Source organism: Nonomuraea sp. NPDC059023 (genome assembly GCF_042740095.1).
Classification (GTDB): domain Bacteria; phylum Actinomycetota; class Actinomycetes; order Streptosporangiales; family Streptosporangiaceae; genus Nonomuraea.
Genome location: NZ_JBHYIO010000001.1, coordinates 583,220 through 599,591, shown reverse-complemented (window position 1 = coordinate 599,591; position 16,372 = coordinate 583,220). Strand labels below are relative to the sequence as shown.

13 protein-coding genes are annotated in these 16,372 nt (G+C 70.6%); 5 read left to right on the top strand and 8 right to left on the bottom strand.

Going from position 1 to position 16,372, the window contains the following annotated elements; translation table 11 throughout:
* Positions 1-32: 32 nt before the first annotated feature.
* The 3 genes from ACFWYW_RS02765 to ACFWYW_RS02755 form a co-directional block, all read right to left on the bottom strand.
* Positions 33-944, bottom strand: coding sequence for an ABC transporter substrate-binding protein (locus tag ACFWYW_RS02765; protein ID WP_379620280.1), 912 nt, complete (start codon positions 942-944; stop codon positions 33-35).
* A 65-nt stretch (positions 945-1,009) separates the two neighbouring features.
* Positions 1,010-2,923: an ABC transporter permease gene (locus ACFWYW_RS02760; RefSeq protein ID WP_379620278.1), complete on the bottom strand. Its 1,914-nt coding sequence runs from the start codon at positions 2,921-2,923 to the stop codon at positions 1,010-1,012.
* Entirely contained in the window at positions 2,920-3,978 is a 1,059-nt protein-coding gene (locus ACFWYW_RS02755) for a glycine betaine/L-proline ABC transporter ATP-binding protein (RefSeq protein WP_379620276.1), read from the bottom strand. The genes ACFWYW_RS02760 and ACFWYW_RS02755 overlap by 4 nt, the downstream gene beginning before the upstream one ends.
* Before the next feature lie 437 nt (positions 3,979-4,415).
* Between ACFWYW_RS02755 and ACFWYW_RS02750 the strand changes: the two genes are divergently transcribed.
* The 5 genes from ACFWYW_RS02750 (at position 4,416) to ACFWYW_RS02730 (ending at position 9,326) form a co-directional block, all read left to right on the top strand.
* Positions 4,416-7,178: a nitrate- and nitrite sensing domain-containing protein gene (locus ACFWYW_RS02750; protein WP_379620274.1), complete on the top strand. Its 2,763-nt coding sequence runs from the start codon at positions 4,416-4,418 to the stop codon at positions 7,176-7,178.
* Positions 7,179-7,183: 5 nt separating this feature from the next.
* Positions 7,184-7,597 (top strand): roadblock/LC7 domain-containing protein, encoded by a 414-nt coding sequence (locus ACFWYW_RS02745; RefSeq protein ID WP_379620459.1) that lies wholly within the window; start codon positions 7,184-7,186, stop codon positions 7,595-7,597.
* Between the two features lie 66 nt (positions 7,598-7,663).
* Positions 7,664-7,978, top strand: coding sequence for a DUF742 domain-containing protein (locus tag ACFWYW_RS02740; RefSeq protein ID WP_221340875.1), 315 nt, complete (start codon positions 7,664-7,666; stop codon positions 7,976-7,978).
* Positions 7,959-8,528, top strand: coding sequence for an ATP/GTP-binding protein (locus ACFWYW_RS02735; RefSeq protein ID WP_379620272.1), 570 nt, complete (start codon positions 7,959-7,961; stop codon positions 8,526-8,528). Before ACFWYW_RS02740 ends, ACFWYW_RS02735 begins: the two co-directional genes overlap by 20 nt.
* A gap of 33 nt (positions 8,529-8,561) precedes the next feature.
* Complete coding sequence (locus tag ACFWYW_RS02730; protein WP_379620270.1) at positions 8,562-9,326, top strand: TetR/AcrR family transcriptional regulator C-terminal domain-containing protein; 765 nt, start codon at positions 8,562-8,564, stop codon at positions 9,324-9,326.
* Positions 9,327-9,418: 92 nt separating this feature from the next.
* Here ACFWYW_RS02730 and ACFWYW_RS02725 read toward each other — a convergent pair whose 3' ends face one another.
* The 5 genes from ACFWYW_RS02725 to ACFWYW_RS02705 form a co-directional block, all read right to left on the bottom strand.
* The gene (locus ACFWYW_RS02725; RefSeq protein ID WP_379620268.1) at positions 9,419-9,949 is read right to left on the bottom strand and encodes an ATP/GTP-binding protein; all 531 of its coding nucleotides are present in this window, start codon (positions 9,947-9,949) and stop codon (positions 9,419-9,421) included.
* Positions 9,950-9,992: 43 nt separating this feature from the next.
* On the bottom strand, positions 9,993-10,349 hold the full coding sequence (locus tag ACFWYW_RS02720; RefSeq protein ID WP_184965629.1) for a DUF742 domain-containing protein: 357 nt from the start codon (positions 10,347-10,349) through the stop codon (positions 9,993-9,995).
* A gap of 26 nt (positions 10,350-10,375) precedes the next feature.
* Positions 10,376-10,798, bottom strand: a complete 423-nt coding sequence (locus ACFWYW_RS02715; protein ID WP_184965631.1) for a roadblock/LC7 domain-containing protein — start codon at positions 10,796-10,798, stop codon at positions 10,376-10,378.
* Between the two features lie 28 nt (positions 10,799-10,826).
* Positions 10,827-13,916 carry a nitrate- and nitrite sensing domain-containing protein gene (locus tag ACFWYW_RS02710; RefSeq protein ID WP_379620265.1) on the bottom strand — a complete coding sequence of 1,030 codons (3,090 nt, stop codon included), beginning with the start codon at positions 13,914-13,916 and terminating at the stop codon, positions 10,827-10,829.
* Between the two features lie 222 nt (positions 13,917-14,138).
* A complete protein-coding gene (locus tag ACFWYW_RS02705; protein ID WP_379640888.1) occupies positions 14,139-16,364 on the bottom strand; it encodes a [protein-PII] uridylyltransferase in 2,226 nt (741 codons plus the stop codon).
* Positions 16,365-16,372 lie beyond the last annotated feature (8 nt).

Genomic DNA, 16,372 nt, shown 5'->3' with positions numbered 1-16,372 from the left:
GCGGCCCGCGAGGGGCCGCGGCCTGCCGGGGGTCACTTGGGAATCCAGGCCTGCCACTTGGCGGTGTTGGCCTCGACCCACTTCTTGGCCGCGTCCTCGCCCGACATGCCGTTGTTGGTCATGTCGTCGGCCACGGCGTTCTGGTCCTCGTTGGTCCACGTGAAGTTCTTGACCAGGTCATAGGCCTTGCCGCCGGACGTGGCGAACTTCGTGCTGACGATCTTGTCGAGGTCCATCTCGGCGTAGTCGCAGGCCACCTTCTTGGGGTCGGCGTCGCAGCCGTCCGCGTACGGCGGCAGGTTCACCCTGGCCAGCTCCGTCTTGCTGAAGAGCCAGTGCGGGTCCCAGAAGTAGAACAGCAGCGGCTTCTTCTGCTCCTGCGCCTGCTGGGCGCCCTTGATCAGAGCCGCCTCCGAGCCGCCGGTGACGACCTTGAGGTTGAGCTTGAGGTTCTTGATCAGGGCGTCCTCGTTGGACACGTACGACGGGTCGCCGAACAGCAGCTGGCCCTTGTCACCCGACTCGGAGGTCTTGAACAGGTCGGCGTACTTGTTCAGGTTCTTGTAGTCGGTGATGCCGGGGTACTTGTCGACCATCCACTTGGGGATGTACCAGCCGATGACGCCCTTGTTGCCGGTCGAGCCGGCGACCTGGGCCACCTTCTTCTCGTCGATGTACTGCTTCTTGAGGTCCGGGTGGCCCCAGTTCTCGATGATGACGTCGACGTCGCCGGTCTCGAAGCCCTCCCAGGCGAGCTGCTCCTTGATCTCCGGCAGTTCGACCGTGTATCCGAGCTCTTTCTTCAGCAGGTAGGCCACCACGTTGGCGCTCGCCTCGTAGCCCACCCACGGGTTGATCGCGATCTTCACGGTGCCGCCGGCCGAGGACGGCGCCGCGCTCTGCGAGCCCGACGGCGCGGCGGCCGAGCTGGGCTTGTCTTCCACCTTGGCTCCGCCGCATCCCGCGACGGCCAGTCCAAGCGTCAGAAGGCCTGCAAGCAGGCGAATCTTCATATCGGCTTCCTCTTTTGGGGGGACGGACGCCTGTCGGCGCCCTGCGTGATCCGGTCGAGCATGATGCCCAGCAGCACGATGGCGATTCCGGCGGCGAAGCCCATGCCGAAGTCCGTGCGCTGGGAGAACCCCGAGACGACGTCGTAGCCGAGCGCGCCACCCCCGACCATGGCACCGAGCACCACCATGGCCAGCGTCATCACGATGCCCTGGTTGACCGCGAGCAGGATGGACTTGCGCGCCATCGGCAGCTGCACCTTGCGCAGCAGCTGGCCGGGGGTCGACCCGGCCGACAGCGCCGCCTCCACCACGGTCGGCGGCACCCCGCGCAGCCCTTCCTCCACCAGCCGGACCACCGGCGGCACCGCGTAGATCACCGAGGCGAAGATGGCGGTGAACCGGGTCGCGCCGAACAACGCCAGCGCCGGCAGCAGGTAGACGAACGAGGGCATCGTCTGGGCGGCGTCCAGCAGCGGGCGCTGGACGGCCGAGAAGCGGGGCGAGCGGGCCGCGGCGATGCCGAGCAGAAGCCCGATGGCCAGCGTGACCGTCACCGCCACGAAGACCATGGTCAGCGTCTGCATGCTGTGCTCCCACAGTCCGAGCAGGGCGATCGCCAGCAGGCAGCCGAGCGCCGTCAGCGCCGGGCGCACCCCGGCGGCCCAGAAGGCGAAGGCGAGCACGGCGGCGGCGACCAGCCACCAGGGGGCGGTGGTGAGCACCCCGTCGAGCGGGTTCAGCAGCAGCCGGGTGGTGAACTCCTTGAGCGCGTCGGTGACCGGGTACCAGGTGCGCTCGGCCCAGCGCACCGCCTCGTTCACCGGGCCGCCCATCTGCAGCTCAAGCGCGCTGGGGAACTCCGGCGGCAGCGCGTACGCCAGCCCGATGCCCACGGCGGCGATCGCGGCGGCGACGGCCAGCTTGACCCGCGACAGGCCCGCCTGGGCCCGCTGCCGGGCCGCCGCCATGGTGGTGCGGTCGAGCACCACGGCCATCACCACGATGGCGAGGCCGGCCGGGAGCATGATGCCGACGTTCTCCCTGGACAGGCCCTTGATGATGTCGGAGCCGAGCCCGGGGGCGGCGATCAAATTGGCGATGACCACCATGGACAGGGCCATCATGATCGTCTGGTTGATCGCGAGGGTCATGGTGGAGCGGGCCAGCGGCAGCCGTACCTTGAACAGGGTCTGCCAGCGGGTGGCGCCGAGCGAGGCGGAGGCCTCGACGGCAGTGGGCGAGACCTGCTCGATCGCGAGCGCGGTGATGCGGATCGCGGGCGGGATCGCGTAGATGATCGTGGCCGCGACGCCCGCGGGCGCGCCGATCTGGAAGAACAACACCATCGGCGCGAGGTACGCGAACGTCGGCATGATCTGCATGTAGTCGAGCACCGGCGTGATCGCCCGGCGCAACCGCGGCGAGCGGCCCACCCAGACGCCCAGGGGCAGCCCGGCCAGCAGCGACAGCAGAACGGCCGTGGCGACCAGGGCGAGGGTGTCGACGCTGTGCTCCCACACGCCCAGCACGCCGAACGAGGCGAACCCGGCCACGCCCAGCAGCGCGATCCGCCAGCCGCCGGCCAGCCAGCCGATGCCGCCCATCACGCCGAGCAGGCCGGGCCAGCCGAGCGCGTGCAGCACGGTCTCGAAGGCCTGGAACAGGCCGTCGATGAACAGCCGGATGTAGTTGATGAAGTAGAGGAAGACCGGGTTGGCGTTCTTGTTGTCGTCCACCCACTCGCGCGCGTCGGTGAGCGCGACGAACGTGCCCGCCTCGTCATCGTGTGGGAGCGTTCCCACCCCACGGAAGACGACATAGCCCACCGCGAACGCGACCGCCACCGCTGCCGGCACGGCCCACCTGGGCATCTTCACGCGGGGCTGAGCGCCGACCGCGGTCGCGCTCATGCCCCGGCCCGTACGGCAGGCGTCTCGTGCCCGGCCAGGAAGGAGAGCATGTCCACCCGGTCCACGACGCCCACCAGCTCGTCGCCGTCCATGACCCGGATCGGGTGGCCGGAGCCGGAGGAGACCTCGATGGCGTCCTTGACCACGGTCGTTGCGGGCAGGGCGGGCCCGTCAAGTGCCTCACCGGGCTCGGGCGGACGGGCGATCCAGCGCAGCGTCAGCACGTGGCTGCGCGGCACGTCGCGGACGAAGTCGGCCACGTAGTCGTCGGCCGGCGCGCCGACCAGGTCCTCGGGGGTGCCGAGCTGCACGATCGAGCCGGAACGCATGATGGCGATGCGCTCGCCGAGCTTGAGCGCCTCGGACAGGTCGTGGGTGATGAAGACCATGGTCTTGCCGACCTCGCGGTGGAGCCTGATCACCTCGGCCTGCATGTCGCGGCGGATGAGCGGGTCCAGGGCGCTGAAGGGCTCGTCGAAGAGCATGACCTCGGGGTCCACGGCGAGGGCGCGGGCCAGGCCGACGCGCTGCTGCATGCCGCCGGAGAGCTGGTCGGGGTAGGCGTCGCCGTGCCCGTCGAGGCCGACCAGGGAGAGGATCTCGCGGGCCCGCTCGTGCCTGGCGGCCTTGGTGGCGCCCTGGACCTCCAGGCCGTAGGCGACGTTGTCGATGACGCGGCGGTGGGGCAGCAACCCGAAGTGCTGGAAGACCATGCTGACGCGGTGACGGCGGATCTCGCGCAGGCGCGCGGGGCTCGCGCGGCCGATGTCCTCGCCGCCGATGGAAATCTCGCCGGCGCTCGGTTCGATCAATCGGGTCAGGCAGCGGACCAGTGTGGATTTGCCGCTTCCGGACAGGCCCATAACGACGAAGACCTCGCCGGGCCGTACCGTGAAGCTCACGTCCCGCACGGCGGCCGTGCAGCCGGTCTTCTCGCGGAGGGGGGCGGCTTCGAGGTGCTTGTCTTCACTGTTCAGCACCTTTTCGGCGGCGGACCCGAAGATCTTCCAGAGACCCTTGACCTCGATGGCCGCGCTCTCGGGAGCAAGCCCCATTTTGCCTCCCGTAGGTAGCTAGGACGGGGGCCAACATATGTGGTGAATAGCGCAAATCACAACGTCGTGACCGTCCAGATACCGGGGCGCTTCCCATGCGTTACTGCCTTGGAACGGGACAATCGCCTATAGGCGGACAGTCGCCACCTTCCGTGGTTATTTCCGGCCGAAAGATGGAGCCCCAGCTTCTCGCCTCATGCGACCCATCTCTCGAATTCTGGCGCGTAATGTTCGATTGGCCGCAACAGTCGGCATGTGTTCCAATTACCCCCACTTGCTGGATTTCCCAAGGGCCCGCACGGCCTTCCATATACGCCGATATGGGCGGCGAGAGGTTGCGTTCGGTGAGCACACAGTTAGGCGAAAGGCAGGCAAGAGCCGCCGACGAGGGAGGCTGGCGGCTACGCAATTGGCGTGTCCGGGCGCGGCTTGTCTCGTTGATCCTCATTCCCACCGCCGCCGCCGTCCTGCTCGGCGGCGTGCAGATGTTCGCCTCCACCGGCGCCGCCTCCGACTACGAACGCACCAACCAGCTCGCCCGCCTGTCCGACCAGATCAGTGAACTCACCCACCAGGTGGCCCGCGAGCGCGCCGTCGCCGCCTGGTTCATCGCCAGAGGCCGCCCGGACAACGGCGTCGAGACGCTCACCCAGCAGGTCCGCGAGACCGGCGGCGCCGCCGCCACCGTCAAGTCCAGCGCCGAGAACCTGTCCGGCGAGGTCGCCGGCCGTACCGCCGACGAGCTGGACGCCACCCTCGCCAGGCTCGACGACCTGACCGGTCTACGCGAGCAGACCAGCAAGGGCGACCTGCTGCCCGGCCCTTCCATCGAGCTCTACACGACCGTCATCAGCGACCTGATCTCCGTGCACGACGAGCTCAGCAAGGGCACCGACGACGACGAGCTGTTCCGCCAGTCGCAGCTGCTCGTCGCGCTGGCCAGGGCCAAGGAGGCCGTCTCCCGGCAGCAGGCGTGGATCACCATCGCGCTGCAGGCGGGCCGCTTCGAACAGGAGCAGCTCAAGGCCGTCTTCGGCGAGCAGGCCCGCGAGACCAACGAGCGCCGGGCCTTCACCGCCGAGGCCACCGCCGACGAGCGGCGCGTCTTCGACGAGAACGTCAACGCGGCCGGCACCGAGCGCATGCTGTTCCTGCGCGAACTCGTGCTCAGCCGGGCCGCCAACAACCAGCCGCTCAAGGGCCTCGACCTGGCCAAGCGCGACGACGCCCGCGAGTGGTACGAGGCGGCCAGCGTGATGGTCGACTCCATGCGCGCCGTGGAGCGCCGCCAGTCCGCCGGCATCGTGACCCGCAGCGAGCAGCTCACCTCCGCCGAGCGCCAGCGCGCCTACCTCATCGCCGGCGCCGTGCTCGCGCTGCTCATCGCGGTCCTGCTGATCACCACGGGCGTGGCCCGCTCTCTGGTACGGCCCCTGCGCAGGCTGCGCGGCGAGGCCCTGGAGATCGCCGGCCGGCGGCTGCCGGAGTTCGTCCAGCGGCTGCGCGAGTCGCGCGACGGCGGCGCCGACGTCGAGATCCCGCCCATCGGCATCTTCTCCAAGGACGAGGTCGGCGAGGTCGCGCGGGCCTTCGACGAGGTGCACCGCGAAGCCGTACGGCTGGCCGGAGACGAGGCGCGGCTGCGCTCCAACGTCAACGCCATGTTCGTCAACCTCTCCCGCAGGTCGCAGACGCTCGTCGAACGGCAGCTCACCCTCATCGAACGGCTGGAGCGCGGCGAACGCGACGACACCAGGCTCGGCGACCTCTTCAAGCTCGACCACCTCGCCACCCGCATGCGGCGCAACTCCGAGAACCTCCTGGTCCTGGCCGGGCAGGAGGCGGCGCGCAAGTGGAGTGAGGCGGTCGAGCTCCTGGACATCGTCCGGGCCGCGCTCGGCGAGGTGGAGAGCTACGACCGGGTCAGCATCCAGGTGCAGTCGGCGGCGGCGATCGCCGGGCAGGCGGTCAGCGACGTGGTGCACCTGCTGGCCGAGCTGGTGGAGAACGCGGTCTCCTTCTCCTCGCGCGACACCAAGGTGATCATCAGCAGCAGCCGGATCGACGGCGGCGGGCTCATGGTGTCGGTTACCGACCAGGGCATCGGCATGACCCCGGAAGAGCTAGCCCAGGCCAACTGGCGGCTGGCCAACCCGCCCGTCGTGGACGTGTCGGTGTCGCGGCGGATGGGCCTGTTCGTGGTCGGGCGGCTGGCGCTGCGGCACAACATCCGGGTCCAACTGCGCCGCCAGGACATCGGCGGGCTGACCGCGATGGTGCTGATACCGGAGGCGCTGCTGTCGGCGGTGACCGAGCACATGCCGGAGCCGGGCGGGCAGGCCTTCGACTCCTTCGACGTGGCACCCGCCGGATCGGGAGCGCCGTTCGACTCCTTCGACGCTCCGGCGGCGCCGCCGTTCGACACGGGCCCTTCGCCCTTCGACACCGGATCTCCCTTCGACACGGGCTCCTCGCCCTTCGAGCCGGCTGCCTCGCCGTTCGCCGGAGGACCACCGGGCGGACCCGCGCACGGCGTGCCCGCGGGGAACCCGCCCATGGGTGGCCCGCCCGTCAGCTCGCTCCTTCCCCGATCACACGGCGCGGGACCGCACGGCGCGGCGCCGCACGGCGCGGGACCGCACGCGGAAGGCCCGCCGGGGGGACCGCCCGGAGGCCCGCCCGCCGGGGGCTCACCCTCCTTCGACGCCACGCCCTCGCACACGCCCTCCTACGACTCCGGGCCGCCCTCCTACGACGCCAGGCCGCAGCACCCGTCGCTCGACGTGCCGCTGCCCGAGGCCGAGCCGCGCTCCTGGTTCTCCGCGGCCACGCCGTCGATCGAGATGACCAGCCCCATCCCCAAGGTCGACGAGTACCTGCCGATCTTCGCGGCGGTCGAGAACGAGTCGAGCTGGTTCACCAAGTCCTCCCCCACCCCCGACCAGCGCACCGACTGGCAGTCGCCCGCCGACACCGCGTGGCAGGCCGCCCGCTCGACCGGGGAGCCGGAACACGGTGGTACGACCTCTTCGGGATTGCCGAAACGCACGCCAAGAGCGAACCTTGTTCCGGGCTCTGCCACGCCGGCGGCCCCACCGCCACCCCCGCCGCCGGTCGAGCCAGACAGGCTGCGAAGCAGGCTCTCCAGCTACCAGCAGGGCGTCCGTAAAGGGCGCTCAGAGCTTGAGGAGAACCCATGAGAAATCTGAGCCAGGCGGCCAGGGACGTGAACTGGCTGGTCACCGGCTTCGTCGAACAGGTGCCCGGCGTGGCCCACGCGGTGGTCGTCTCCGCCGACGGCCTGCCGATGGCGTTCTCGCGAGGCTTCCCGCAGGACCGCGCCGACCAGCTGGCCGCCATCACGGCGGGCCTGATCAGCCTCACCACGGGCGCGGCCCGCGTGTTCGAAGGCGGCGGCGTCAACCAGACACTGGTCGAGATGGAGCACGGGCTCCTGCTCGCGATGTCGATCAGCGACGGGTCCAGCCTGGCCGTACTGGCCGCACCCGACTGCGACATGGGCCTTGTCGCCTACCAAATGACCATCCTCGTGGAGCGCGCGGGGCAGGTGCTGACGCCCGCCGTACGCGCCGAGCTCTCCGCAGCGCGCCCCTGGTGATCGGAGTCGACTGTGGCATCGTGGCATGACGGCCCGCCGGAGGCGGAGCGCAGCTCGCTGGTACGCATGTATGCGGTCACCGGCGGGCGTACCGCTCCGCGCAGCGGCCTGGCGATGGAGGCGCTCGTCTCCTCGGCGACCTCGGCGCAGCTGGGCATGGCCTACACACGGGAGTACCGTGCCATCAGCGAGCTGTGCCGCCAGGTCAGGTCGGTGGCGGAGGTCTCTGCATTGCTGAGCATCCCCCTCGGCGTGGCCCGCGTACTGATCGCGGACATGGAGGCGGAAGGGCTGGTACGGATCTACCAGCCGCAGTTGGACGCAGGCCTGCCGGACAGGAGCCTGCTGGAAAGGGTGCTCAGTGGACTACGCAGGCTCTAACTCGGGCCTCACCTCGACCAAGATCGTGGTCGCCGGTGGTTTCGGTGTCGGGAAGACCACGTTCGTCGGGTCGGTATCGGAAATCATGCCTTTGACGACGGAAGCGGTGATGACGGATGCCTCCGCGGGGATCGACGACCTGGGGCTGATCCCCGGCAAGTCGACCACCACGGTGGCCATGGACTTCGGGCGGCTCTCCTTAGACCGGGAGCTGATCCTCTACTTGTTCGGCACGCCGGGCCAGCACCGCTTCTGGTTCATGTGGGACGACCTGGTGAAGGGCGCGATCGGCGCCGTCGTGCTGGTGGACAGCCGCCGCCTGGCCGACAGCTTCCCCGCCGTCGACTACTTCGAGAACGCCGACATCCCCTTCGTGATCGGGCTCAACGGATGGCACGGGCAGTTCCCCCACGTCGAGCACGAGGTGCGCGAAGCCCTCACGCTCTCGCCGCACGTCCCGATCGTCCGCACGGACGCCCGGCACCGCGACGCGGTCAAGTCCACGCTCATCGCGCTGGTCGAGCATGCGCTCTCCACCACCGCGGCGTGATCTTTCCCGGCCGTACGGTGTACCGTACAGATCGTGACCATCGAGTACACCGGAAAGGGCGACCCGGCGCGCAGCCTCGCGCTGCTCTGGCGGACCAGCGACCGCGTCAGCCGTAAGGGCAAGCCGGACCTCAGCGTCGAGCGGATCGTCCGCGCGGCGATCGAGGTGGCCGACTCCGACGGGCTGCAGGCGCTGTCCATGCGGCGGGTCGCCGAGAAGCTGGGCGTGGGAACGATGTCGCTCTACACCTACGTGCCCGGCAAGCCGGAACTGCTCGACGTCATGCTCGACACCGTCTACGGGGAGGTCGAGCGGCCCGAGGACCCTCAGGGCGGCTGGCGCGAACGGCTGTCGCGCATCGCCAGGGAGAACTGGCAGCTCTACCTGCGCCATCCCTGGCTGCTCCAGGTCGCCACCTCCCGGCCGGTGCTGGGCCCCAACGTCACCGCCAAGTACGACTTCGAACTGCGGGCGCTGGACGGCATCGGGCTCACCGACGTCGAGATGGACGCGGTGCTCACGCTCGTCAACGGGTTCGTCCACGGCACCGCCAGAGGGGCGGTGGAGGCCGCGCAGGCCGAGTCGCAGACCGGGATGAGCGACGAGCAGTGGTGGGCCGCCCACGCGCCCTTCCTGGCCCGCATCGGCGACGCCGCCCGCTTCCCCACAGCCGCGCGGGTGGGACAGGCGGCGGGTGAGGCGCTGGGCGGCGCCTACAGCGCGGAGCACGCCTTCGAGTTCGGGCTGGAGCGCGTGCTGGACGGCGTGGAGGCGCTGATCGGACGCCGCACGACCTGAGAAAAGAGCCGGAAACGGTCGCGGAAAGCCTGAGAAACCGGAAGCGGCCCCGCTCCGCGTGGAGAGGGGCCGCCGGCCGTACCCGATGAGGGTCAGACGTGCGCGGCGCGGATGCGGACCACGTGCTCCACCAGCGCGATGAGCGTCGCCTTGACCGAGTCGCGGTGCCGGGCGTCCGTGCGGACGATCGGCACGTGCGAGGGCAGCGCCAGGGCCTCCCGCACCTCCTCCTCGCCGTGCGGGAACTGCCCGTCCCACCCGTTGACGCCCACGACGAAGGGCAGCTTGGCCTCTTCGAAGTAGTCGATCGCGGGGAAGCTGTCGGCCAGGCGCCGCGTGTCGAGCAGGACGACGGCGCCGATGGCCCCGCGTACGAGGTCGTCCCACATGAACCAGAAGCGGTGCTGACCGGGCGTGCCGAACAGGTAGAGGATGAGGTCACGGTCGAGCGAGAGCCGGCCGAAGTCCATCGCCACCGTGGTGGTCTGCTTGTTCGGTGTCATGCCGAGGTCGTCGATGCCCGCGGACGCGTCCGTCATGACCGCTTCCGTGGTGAGGGGGAGGATCTCGGACACCGCCCCCACGAACGTCGTCTTGCCCACGCCGAAGCCGCCCGCGACCACAATCTTGGTGGATGTGAGGCCTGCGTTAGAGCCTGCACTGTGTTCATAGGCGTCGTAGGCCACTGAGCACCCTTTCGAGCATGTTGAGGTCTGGCTGTCCCTGGGCGAGACGTGGCTGGTGGAGGCGGACGAGTCCTTCGTCGGACATGTCCGCCACCAGCACGCGCGCCACACCGAGCGGAACCCGGAGCAGGGCCGAGATCTCGGCGACCGACCGGAAGGTGCGGCAGAGTTGCATGATCGCATCCTGCTCGGGCGTGAGCAGGGACAACTCGTCATCAGGGATCGACATGGAGGACACCAGGGTCTCCATGGCCAGGTGGTAGCGCGGTTCGGAGCGACCGCCGGTTACCGCGTAAGGGCGGAACAGGGGCTCGTCGTCCCCGTCACTGCCATACACGGGCCTGTCCCATCGATTTCATCGCATCACCGCGTCCTGGCTGCCTGGAGTTCCGCGCGCAGGGACGGCGTGAGTGCCTGGCCGGCGCGGTCGACGAGCAGCGTCATCTGGTAGGCCACCAACCCCATGTCGCAGTCGGGGGCGGCCAGCACGGTGAGCACGGAACCGTCGCTGATCGCCATGACCAGCAGAAGTCCGCGCTGCATCTCCACGACCGTCTGGGTGACGGCGCCGCCCTCGAAGACCCGGGAGGCGCCCACCGTCAGGCTGAGCAGCCCGGCGGACACGGCGGCGAGCTGATCGGCGCGGTCCGGCGGGAAGCCTTCTGAGCTGGCCAGGCACAGCCCATCGGCGGAGACGACGACGGCGTGCGCGACCCCGGGAGTGTTCCTCACGAAGTCGGTGATCAGCCAGTCGAACCGGTGCGCCTCGTGGCTAAGGGTAGTCACGCTACCTCCCTAGCGGCAGGACGCTCGCTCACTCTTGTTCCTCCTGTTCACGTACTTCCGCACGACCGCGGCGCACACCCTGCTGGTAGCTGGCCATCCGGCTGCGGATACGATCCGCGGACACCGGCGGCATCGGGGACAGCGGCTGGGCCTGCTGGCCCGCCGTGCCCGGCACCAGGTTGGCCTTGGGCGTGCGCTTGGGCAGACCGGCGGAGGTGAGTCCGCCGAGACTGGGGTCGCTGGCGGCCGCCGCCGCACGCCATCCGGCGTCGGCGGGGGTTCGCCACGTTTCCTCCCCAGAGGGTACGGCCTGCGGGGGTGCGGCCTCATCCCTCCTGGGCAACTCCTGAGCCTCCGGCGCCCGCTCACCCTGCGCCTGAGTCCCCTGCGCCTGGCTCCCCGGCGTCTGGGTACCCGGTGCCTGCTCCCTCGGCGCCTGCTCTCCCTGCGGCCGGCGGAACCAGGCCGACTCGACGGAGGCGAAGATCGGCAGGAACTCCTCCTGCTCGGGCTCCATCGGGGAGACGTCCACCGACGGCACGTCCCTGCGCCAGTGCTCGCGGACCGGCTCCGGCGTCGCGAACTGCTGCCGCATCGGTGGCCGGCTGGCCGGCGGCGTCGGGTATCCGCCACCGGCCGGCGGCACCGGCGTCTGTGACGGGAAGGCGCCGGTGGAGGGCGGGTAGGCGGGCCGTACCTCGGCGGTGGGCTGGGAGACGGGGAAGGCCCCCGTGTTCTCCCTGGCCGGGGCGGGCTGGTCGACGGGACCCCGCGTCGGCAGCGGCCCGGAGTCCGCGCTGGGGTAGGACGGCTGCTCGACGCTGGGATACGCGGGCTGCTCGGCGCTCGGGTAGGAGGGCTTTTCGGCGCTCGGGTAGGAGGGCTGCTCCACACTCGGGTACGCGGGCTGCTCGACGCTGGGGAACGCCGGTTGCTCCACGCTCGGGAAGGCGTGCTCCGCGCTGGGATAGGCGGGCTGCTCCACGCTCGGGAACGACGGGTGCTCCTGGCGGCGCTGCGGCGGCTGGGGCTGCTGCGGGCCGCTCGGGAACGACGGGAAGGTCCCGCTGTCCTGCCGGAAGGCGCCGCCGTCGGTGTCGGCGGTGAAGCCGGTCAGCCGTCCGCGCGAGGCCGTAAGGTCCTGCGACTCGTAGCTGCCGAAGGAGTTGAAGCTCTGCGCGGGCGCGCCGAAGGCGGGCGTGGCCGCGGTGCCGCCGCCGAAGGCGGGCCGCTGGGCGTTGGGCTGCGGCTGCGAGCCGTCGGGGATCAGCGTGGGCGGCAGCAGCACCATGGCGATCAGGCCGGCGCCCTCGCCCTTGCGCAACTGCACGCGGATGCCGTGGCGCAGCGCCAGGCGGCCGACCACGAACAGGCCCATCCGCCGCGAGACCGACACGTCCACGACCGGCGGCTCGGCCAGGCGCCGGTTGGCCTCGCCCATCTCGTCCTCGGTCATGCTGATGCCGGCGTCGCTCACCGAAAGCAGCGCGCCGCCGCCCTCGATGACGCTGCTGGAGACGATCACGTGGCTGTTCTTCGGCGAGAACTGGATCGCGTTCTCGACCAGCTCGGCGACGAGGTGGACGAGGTCGTTGGCGGCGCTGCCCACCACGGAGGTGGAACGGTGCACCTTGACCTGCACCCGCTCGTAGTCCTCGACCTCCGACAGCGCGGCGCGCACGACGTCGACGAGCTTGGCGGGCTGGCTGCGCCGGCGGGTGGGCTCGTGGCCGGCGAGGACCAGGAGGTTCTCGGAGTTGCGGCGCATGCGGGTGGCCAGGTGGTCGAGCTTGAACAGGTCGGCCAGGCGGCCGCCGTCCTGCTCGCCCTTCTCCAGGCCGTCGATCAGCGAGATCTGCCGCTCGACCAGCGTCTGGGTGCGGCGCGAGAGGTTGACGAACATCGCGCTGATGTTGCTGCGGAGCTCGGCTTCCTCGCCGGCCAGCCGTACGGCCTGGCGGTGGACCTCGTCGAAGGCCTTGGCGACCTCGCCGATCTCGTCCTGGCCCTCGATGTCGATGGGCCGCACCGCGCCCGCGGAGGTGTCACCGGTGATACGCAGCTTGCGCACCACGTCGGGCAGGCGGAAGCCGGCGATGTCGAGCGCCTCGGTGCGCAGCCGCCGCAGCGGCGAGACCATCGAGCGGGCGATGACGACGGTGAACAGCAGCACGGCCACGAGCAGCAGCAGGATGGCGACGCCGGCGACGACCGCGCTGCGCACCTCGGCGTTCTTCAGCTCCAGCACGCGGGCCGCGAGCCGCTGGGCGACCTCGTTCTCGACGCCGCCCATGGCGTCGATGACCTTGCTGTTGTCGTCGAACCAGACGTTGGGGTCCTCGATGAGGTGGTTGCTGAAGACCGCTCCGGCTTCCTTGTTTCCCGCGAGCACGATCGCGCGAGCCTTGGTCAGCTCGGTGCCGTAGTACTCGGTGGGCGGAAGCGCGTTGCGCAGCTTCATGCCGAACTCGACGCCGGCCTCTGCGCCGAAGTCGGCCTGGGCCTCAAGCTGGCGGGAGTGGGAGGCGATGAAGCGCTGGGCTTCCTGCGCGTCGACCGAGCGGTAGCGGTAGTAGCCGATGAGCAGCTGGTAGCGCTGCTGGGAGATCTCCTCCTTGGCCCGCGCGAGCGCGCTGAGGCCGCGGTGGTAGCCGATCGTCGCGGCGTCCTGCGTCAGCAGGCTCAGCTCGTCGTGCAGGCTCAGCAGGGAGTCGGTGAGGCCGCGGTAGGCGGTCGGGACCTTGTCCGCGCGGATCTTGGTCAGGTTGAGCGAGGTCCGCACCATCATGACGGCGTGCTCGACGCGGGGACCGAAGTCGGCCATGGCGGTCAGGTCGTCCTGCAGGGCCTTGACCTGGTCGTTGACTTCTTTCTGGCGGGCGGTGAAGGCGCCCTTGAGCTCTCTGCCCGCGGCCCCCGCGGTGTACATCCACGTCCCGGTGTCACGCTCCAGACCGACAGTCTGCACGAGGTCGCGGATGCGCCCGCTCTGCTCGGCGGCCGCGGCGGCGCGGTCGTAGACGTTGACACTTTCGACGGAGGTGACGACCCGGGCGCCCGCGAGAACCACGCCGGCCACCGTGGGCACGAGGATGAGCGCCGTCAGACGCCATCTCACACGCCAGTTGCGCAGGCTGAACTTAGGCAGCGACCGCCTCGCGCGGTCCCGCCTCGCGGCGAGGCCGCTCTCGGAACTCCCCGTAGTCACTGCTTTCGTTACCCCTCAATCATCCCGTCTTCAACGGGTCGTAAACCGTCCACAAAGTATCCGCAGCAACTCACGTACCAGGCAAAACGGACACAATCGTTACAAATGTGACCGCAGAATGTGTGTTGTTGGTTACCGCAGTGCTGCAAGCACGAGATCGCGGACTTGCGTCCTCTGCGCACCGTCGCTGAGGGGGCGCCCGGCACGGTCTACCACATAGAAGACGTCCACCGCCTCCGCGCCGAGAGTCTCCACTCGGGCGGCGCGTACGTCAAGCCCACATTCCCCGAAAGCCCTGCCAATCCGCCACAGAAGCCCTGGCCTGTCATGGGCTCTGACTTCCACGACGGTGGCCGTCGCCGAGGCGTCGTCCACCAACGTCACGCGGGGTGGAGCGACCGGTACGCGAGCGGGTCTCACCGACCGGGTACGGCGGGCCAGACGTTGCTCAATGTCAAGACGCCCAGCAAGGACGAGACGGAGATCGGCTTCGAGCGTCGCGGGATCCGGCGGCGAGCCGTACTCGGGAATGACCGCGAACTCGATCACGGCCGTGGCGCCCGCGGCCGCTGAGGAGGCCGAACGCACCACGAGCCGGTGCGCGGCGAGCACGCCCGCGGCGCTCCACAGCAGTCCTGGCCGGTCGGGGGCGACGACGGTGACCGCTCCCCCGTGCACGCGTACGGCCCCGCCACCGTGCCGGGCCAGCGCCACCTGCGCCTCCGACAGGCTCGGCGGCTGGGGCGGCGGCGAGCCGGAAAGCGCGGAACGCACCCTGCGCACGAGGTCGGCGACCAGCCCGGCCTTCCAGGAGTTCCACGCGGCGGGCCCGGTGGCGTGGCCGTCCGCGCCGGCCAGCGCGGCCAGCAGGTCCAGCACCTCGCGCGAGCCCACGGTCCCGGCGACCTTCTCGATCGTGACCGGGTCGTCCAGGTCGCGGCGGGTGGCGGTCTCGGGCAGCAGCAGGTGGTGGCGTACGACGGTGGCGAGGATCTCCACGTCGCGCGCGGGCAGCCCGATCCTGGCGCCGATGTCGCGGACCACGACCTCGCCCGTGGCGGAGTGGTCGCCCGGCCAGCCCTTGCCGATGTCGTGCAGCAGCGCGGAGATCAGCAGGAGGTCGGGGCGGGAGACCTCCCGGGTGTGCGCGGCGGCGTTGGCCGCCGTCTCGACCAGGTGGCGGTCGACGGTGAAGCGATGGATGGGGTTGCGCTGCGGGCGATGCCGCACGCGTTCCCAGTCGGGCAGCAGCTTGACCAGGACGCCCGCCTGGTCAAGCTCCTCCCACACCGGCACCGCGGCCCGTCCGGCGCCGAGCACCGCGACCAGCGCGTCGCGCGCCTCCTCCGGCCACGGGACCGGCATCGGCGCCGACTGCGCCGCCAGCACGCTGACCGTCGCGGGCGCCAGCGGCAGCCCCGACTCGGCCGCGGCCGCGGCCGCGCGCAGCACCAGCACCGGGTCCTTGCGCGGATCGGCGCCGCGCGCCAGCACGACCTCACCCCCGTGCTCGACCACGCCGTCGGCCAGCGGGCGGCGTCCTCGCGGGCTCGGCCCCGACACCAGCCGGTCGACCGCCCGCCAGGTCACGTCGAAGGCGTGCGCGATCGTACGGCCCGCCTCCGCGAGCCGGCGCATCAGCGCCTCCGCGTCCAGCAGGCCCAGCAGCCCCGCCACCGCGTCCTGCTCCTGAAGGACCAGCCGGTCGGCGCCGCGCCCCGTGACGACGTGCAGCGCGTGGCGCACGTCCAGGATGAACTCGTAGGCCTCGCGCGCCCTCGGCCCCGGCGCGGAGGCGACCCAGGCCGCCGCGACCGCCTGCATCGCCTGCAGGTCGCGCAGCCCGCCGCGGCCGTCCTTGAGATCGGGTTCGAGCAGGAAGGCGACCTCGCCGCTGCTCTCGGCCCGCCGGTCGACCGCCACGCGCAGTTCGGCCAGGCGGCGGCGCGAGTCGGCGCGCCACTCGGCCAGCACCGCCTCCCTGGCCTTCTTGGTCAGCTCGGGGTCGCCCGCCACGTGCCTGGCCTGGATCAGCCCGAGCACGGCCTTGAGGTCGTCGCGGGCCACGCGCACGGCCTCGTCGACGGTACGCACGGAGTGGTCGAGCCCGACGCCCGAGTCCCACACCGGGTACCAGACACGGTCGGCGATCGCGGCGATGTCGTCGCGGCCCTCGTGCAGCAGGACCAGGTCCAGGTCGCTGCCCGGGGCCAGCTCGCGCCGCCCCAGGCTGCCGACCGCCATCAGCGCCGTGCCCGCGCCGTCGCCGGCCGTACGGAAGAGATCCTTGAGCCAGCGGTCGGTGTCGGCGGCCCGCGAACCGCGGGCCGCGGCGAAGGAGCGCGCCTGTCCCCTCACGACACCTC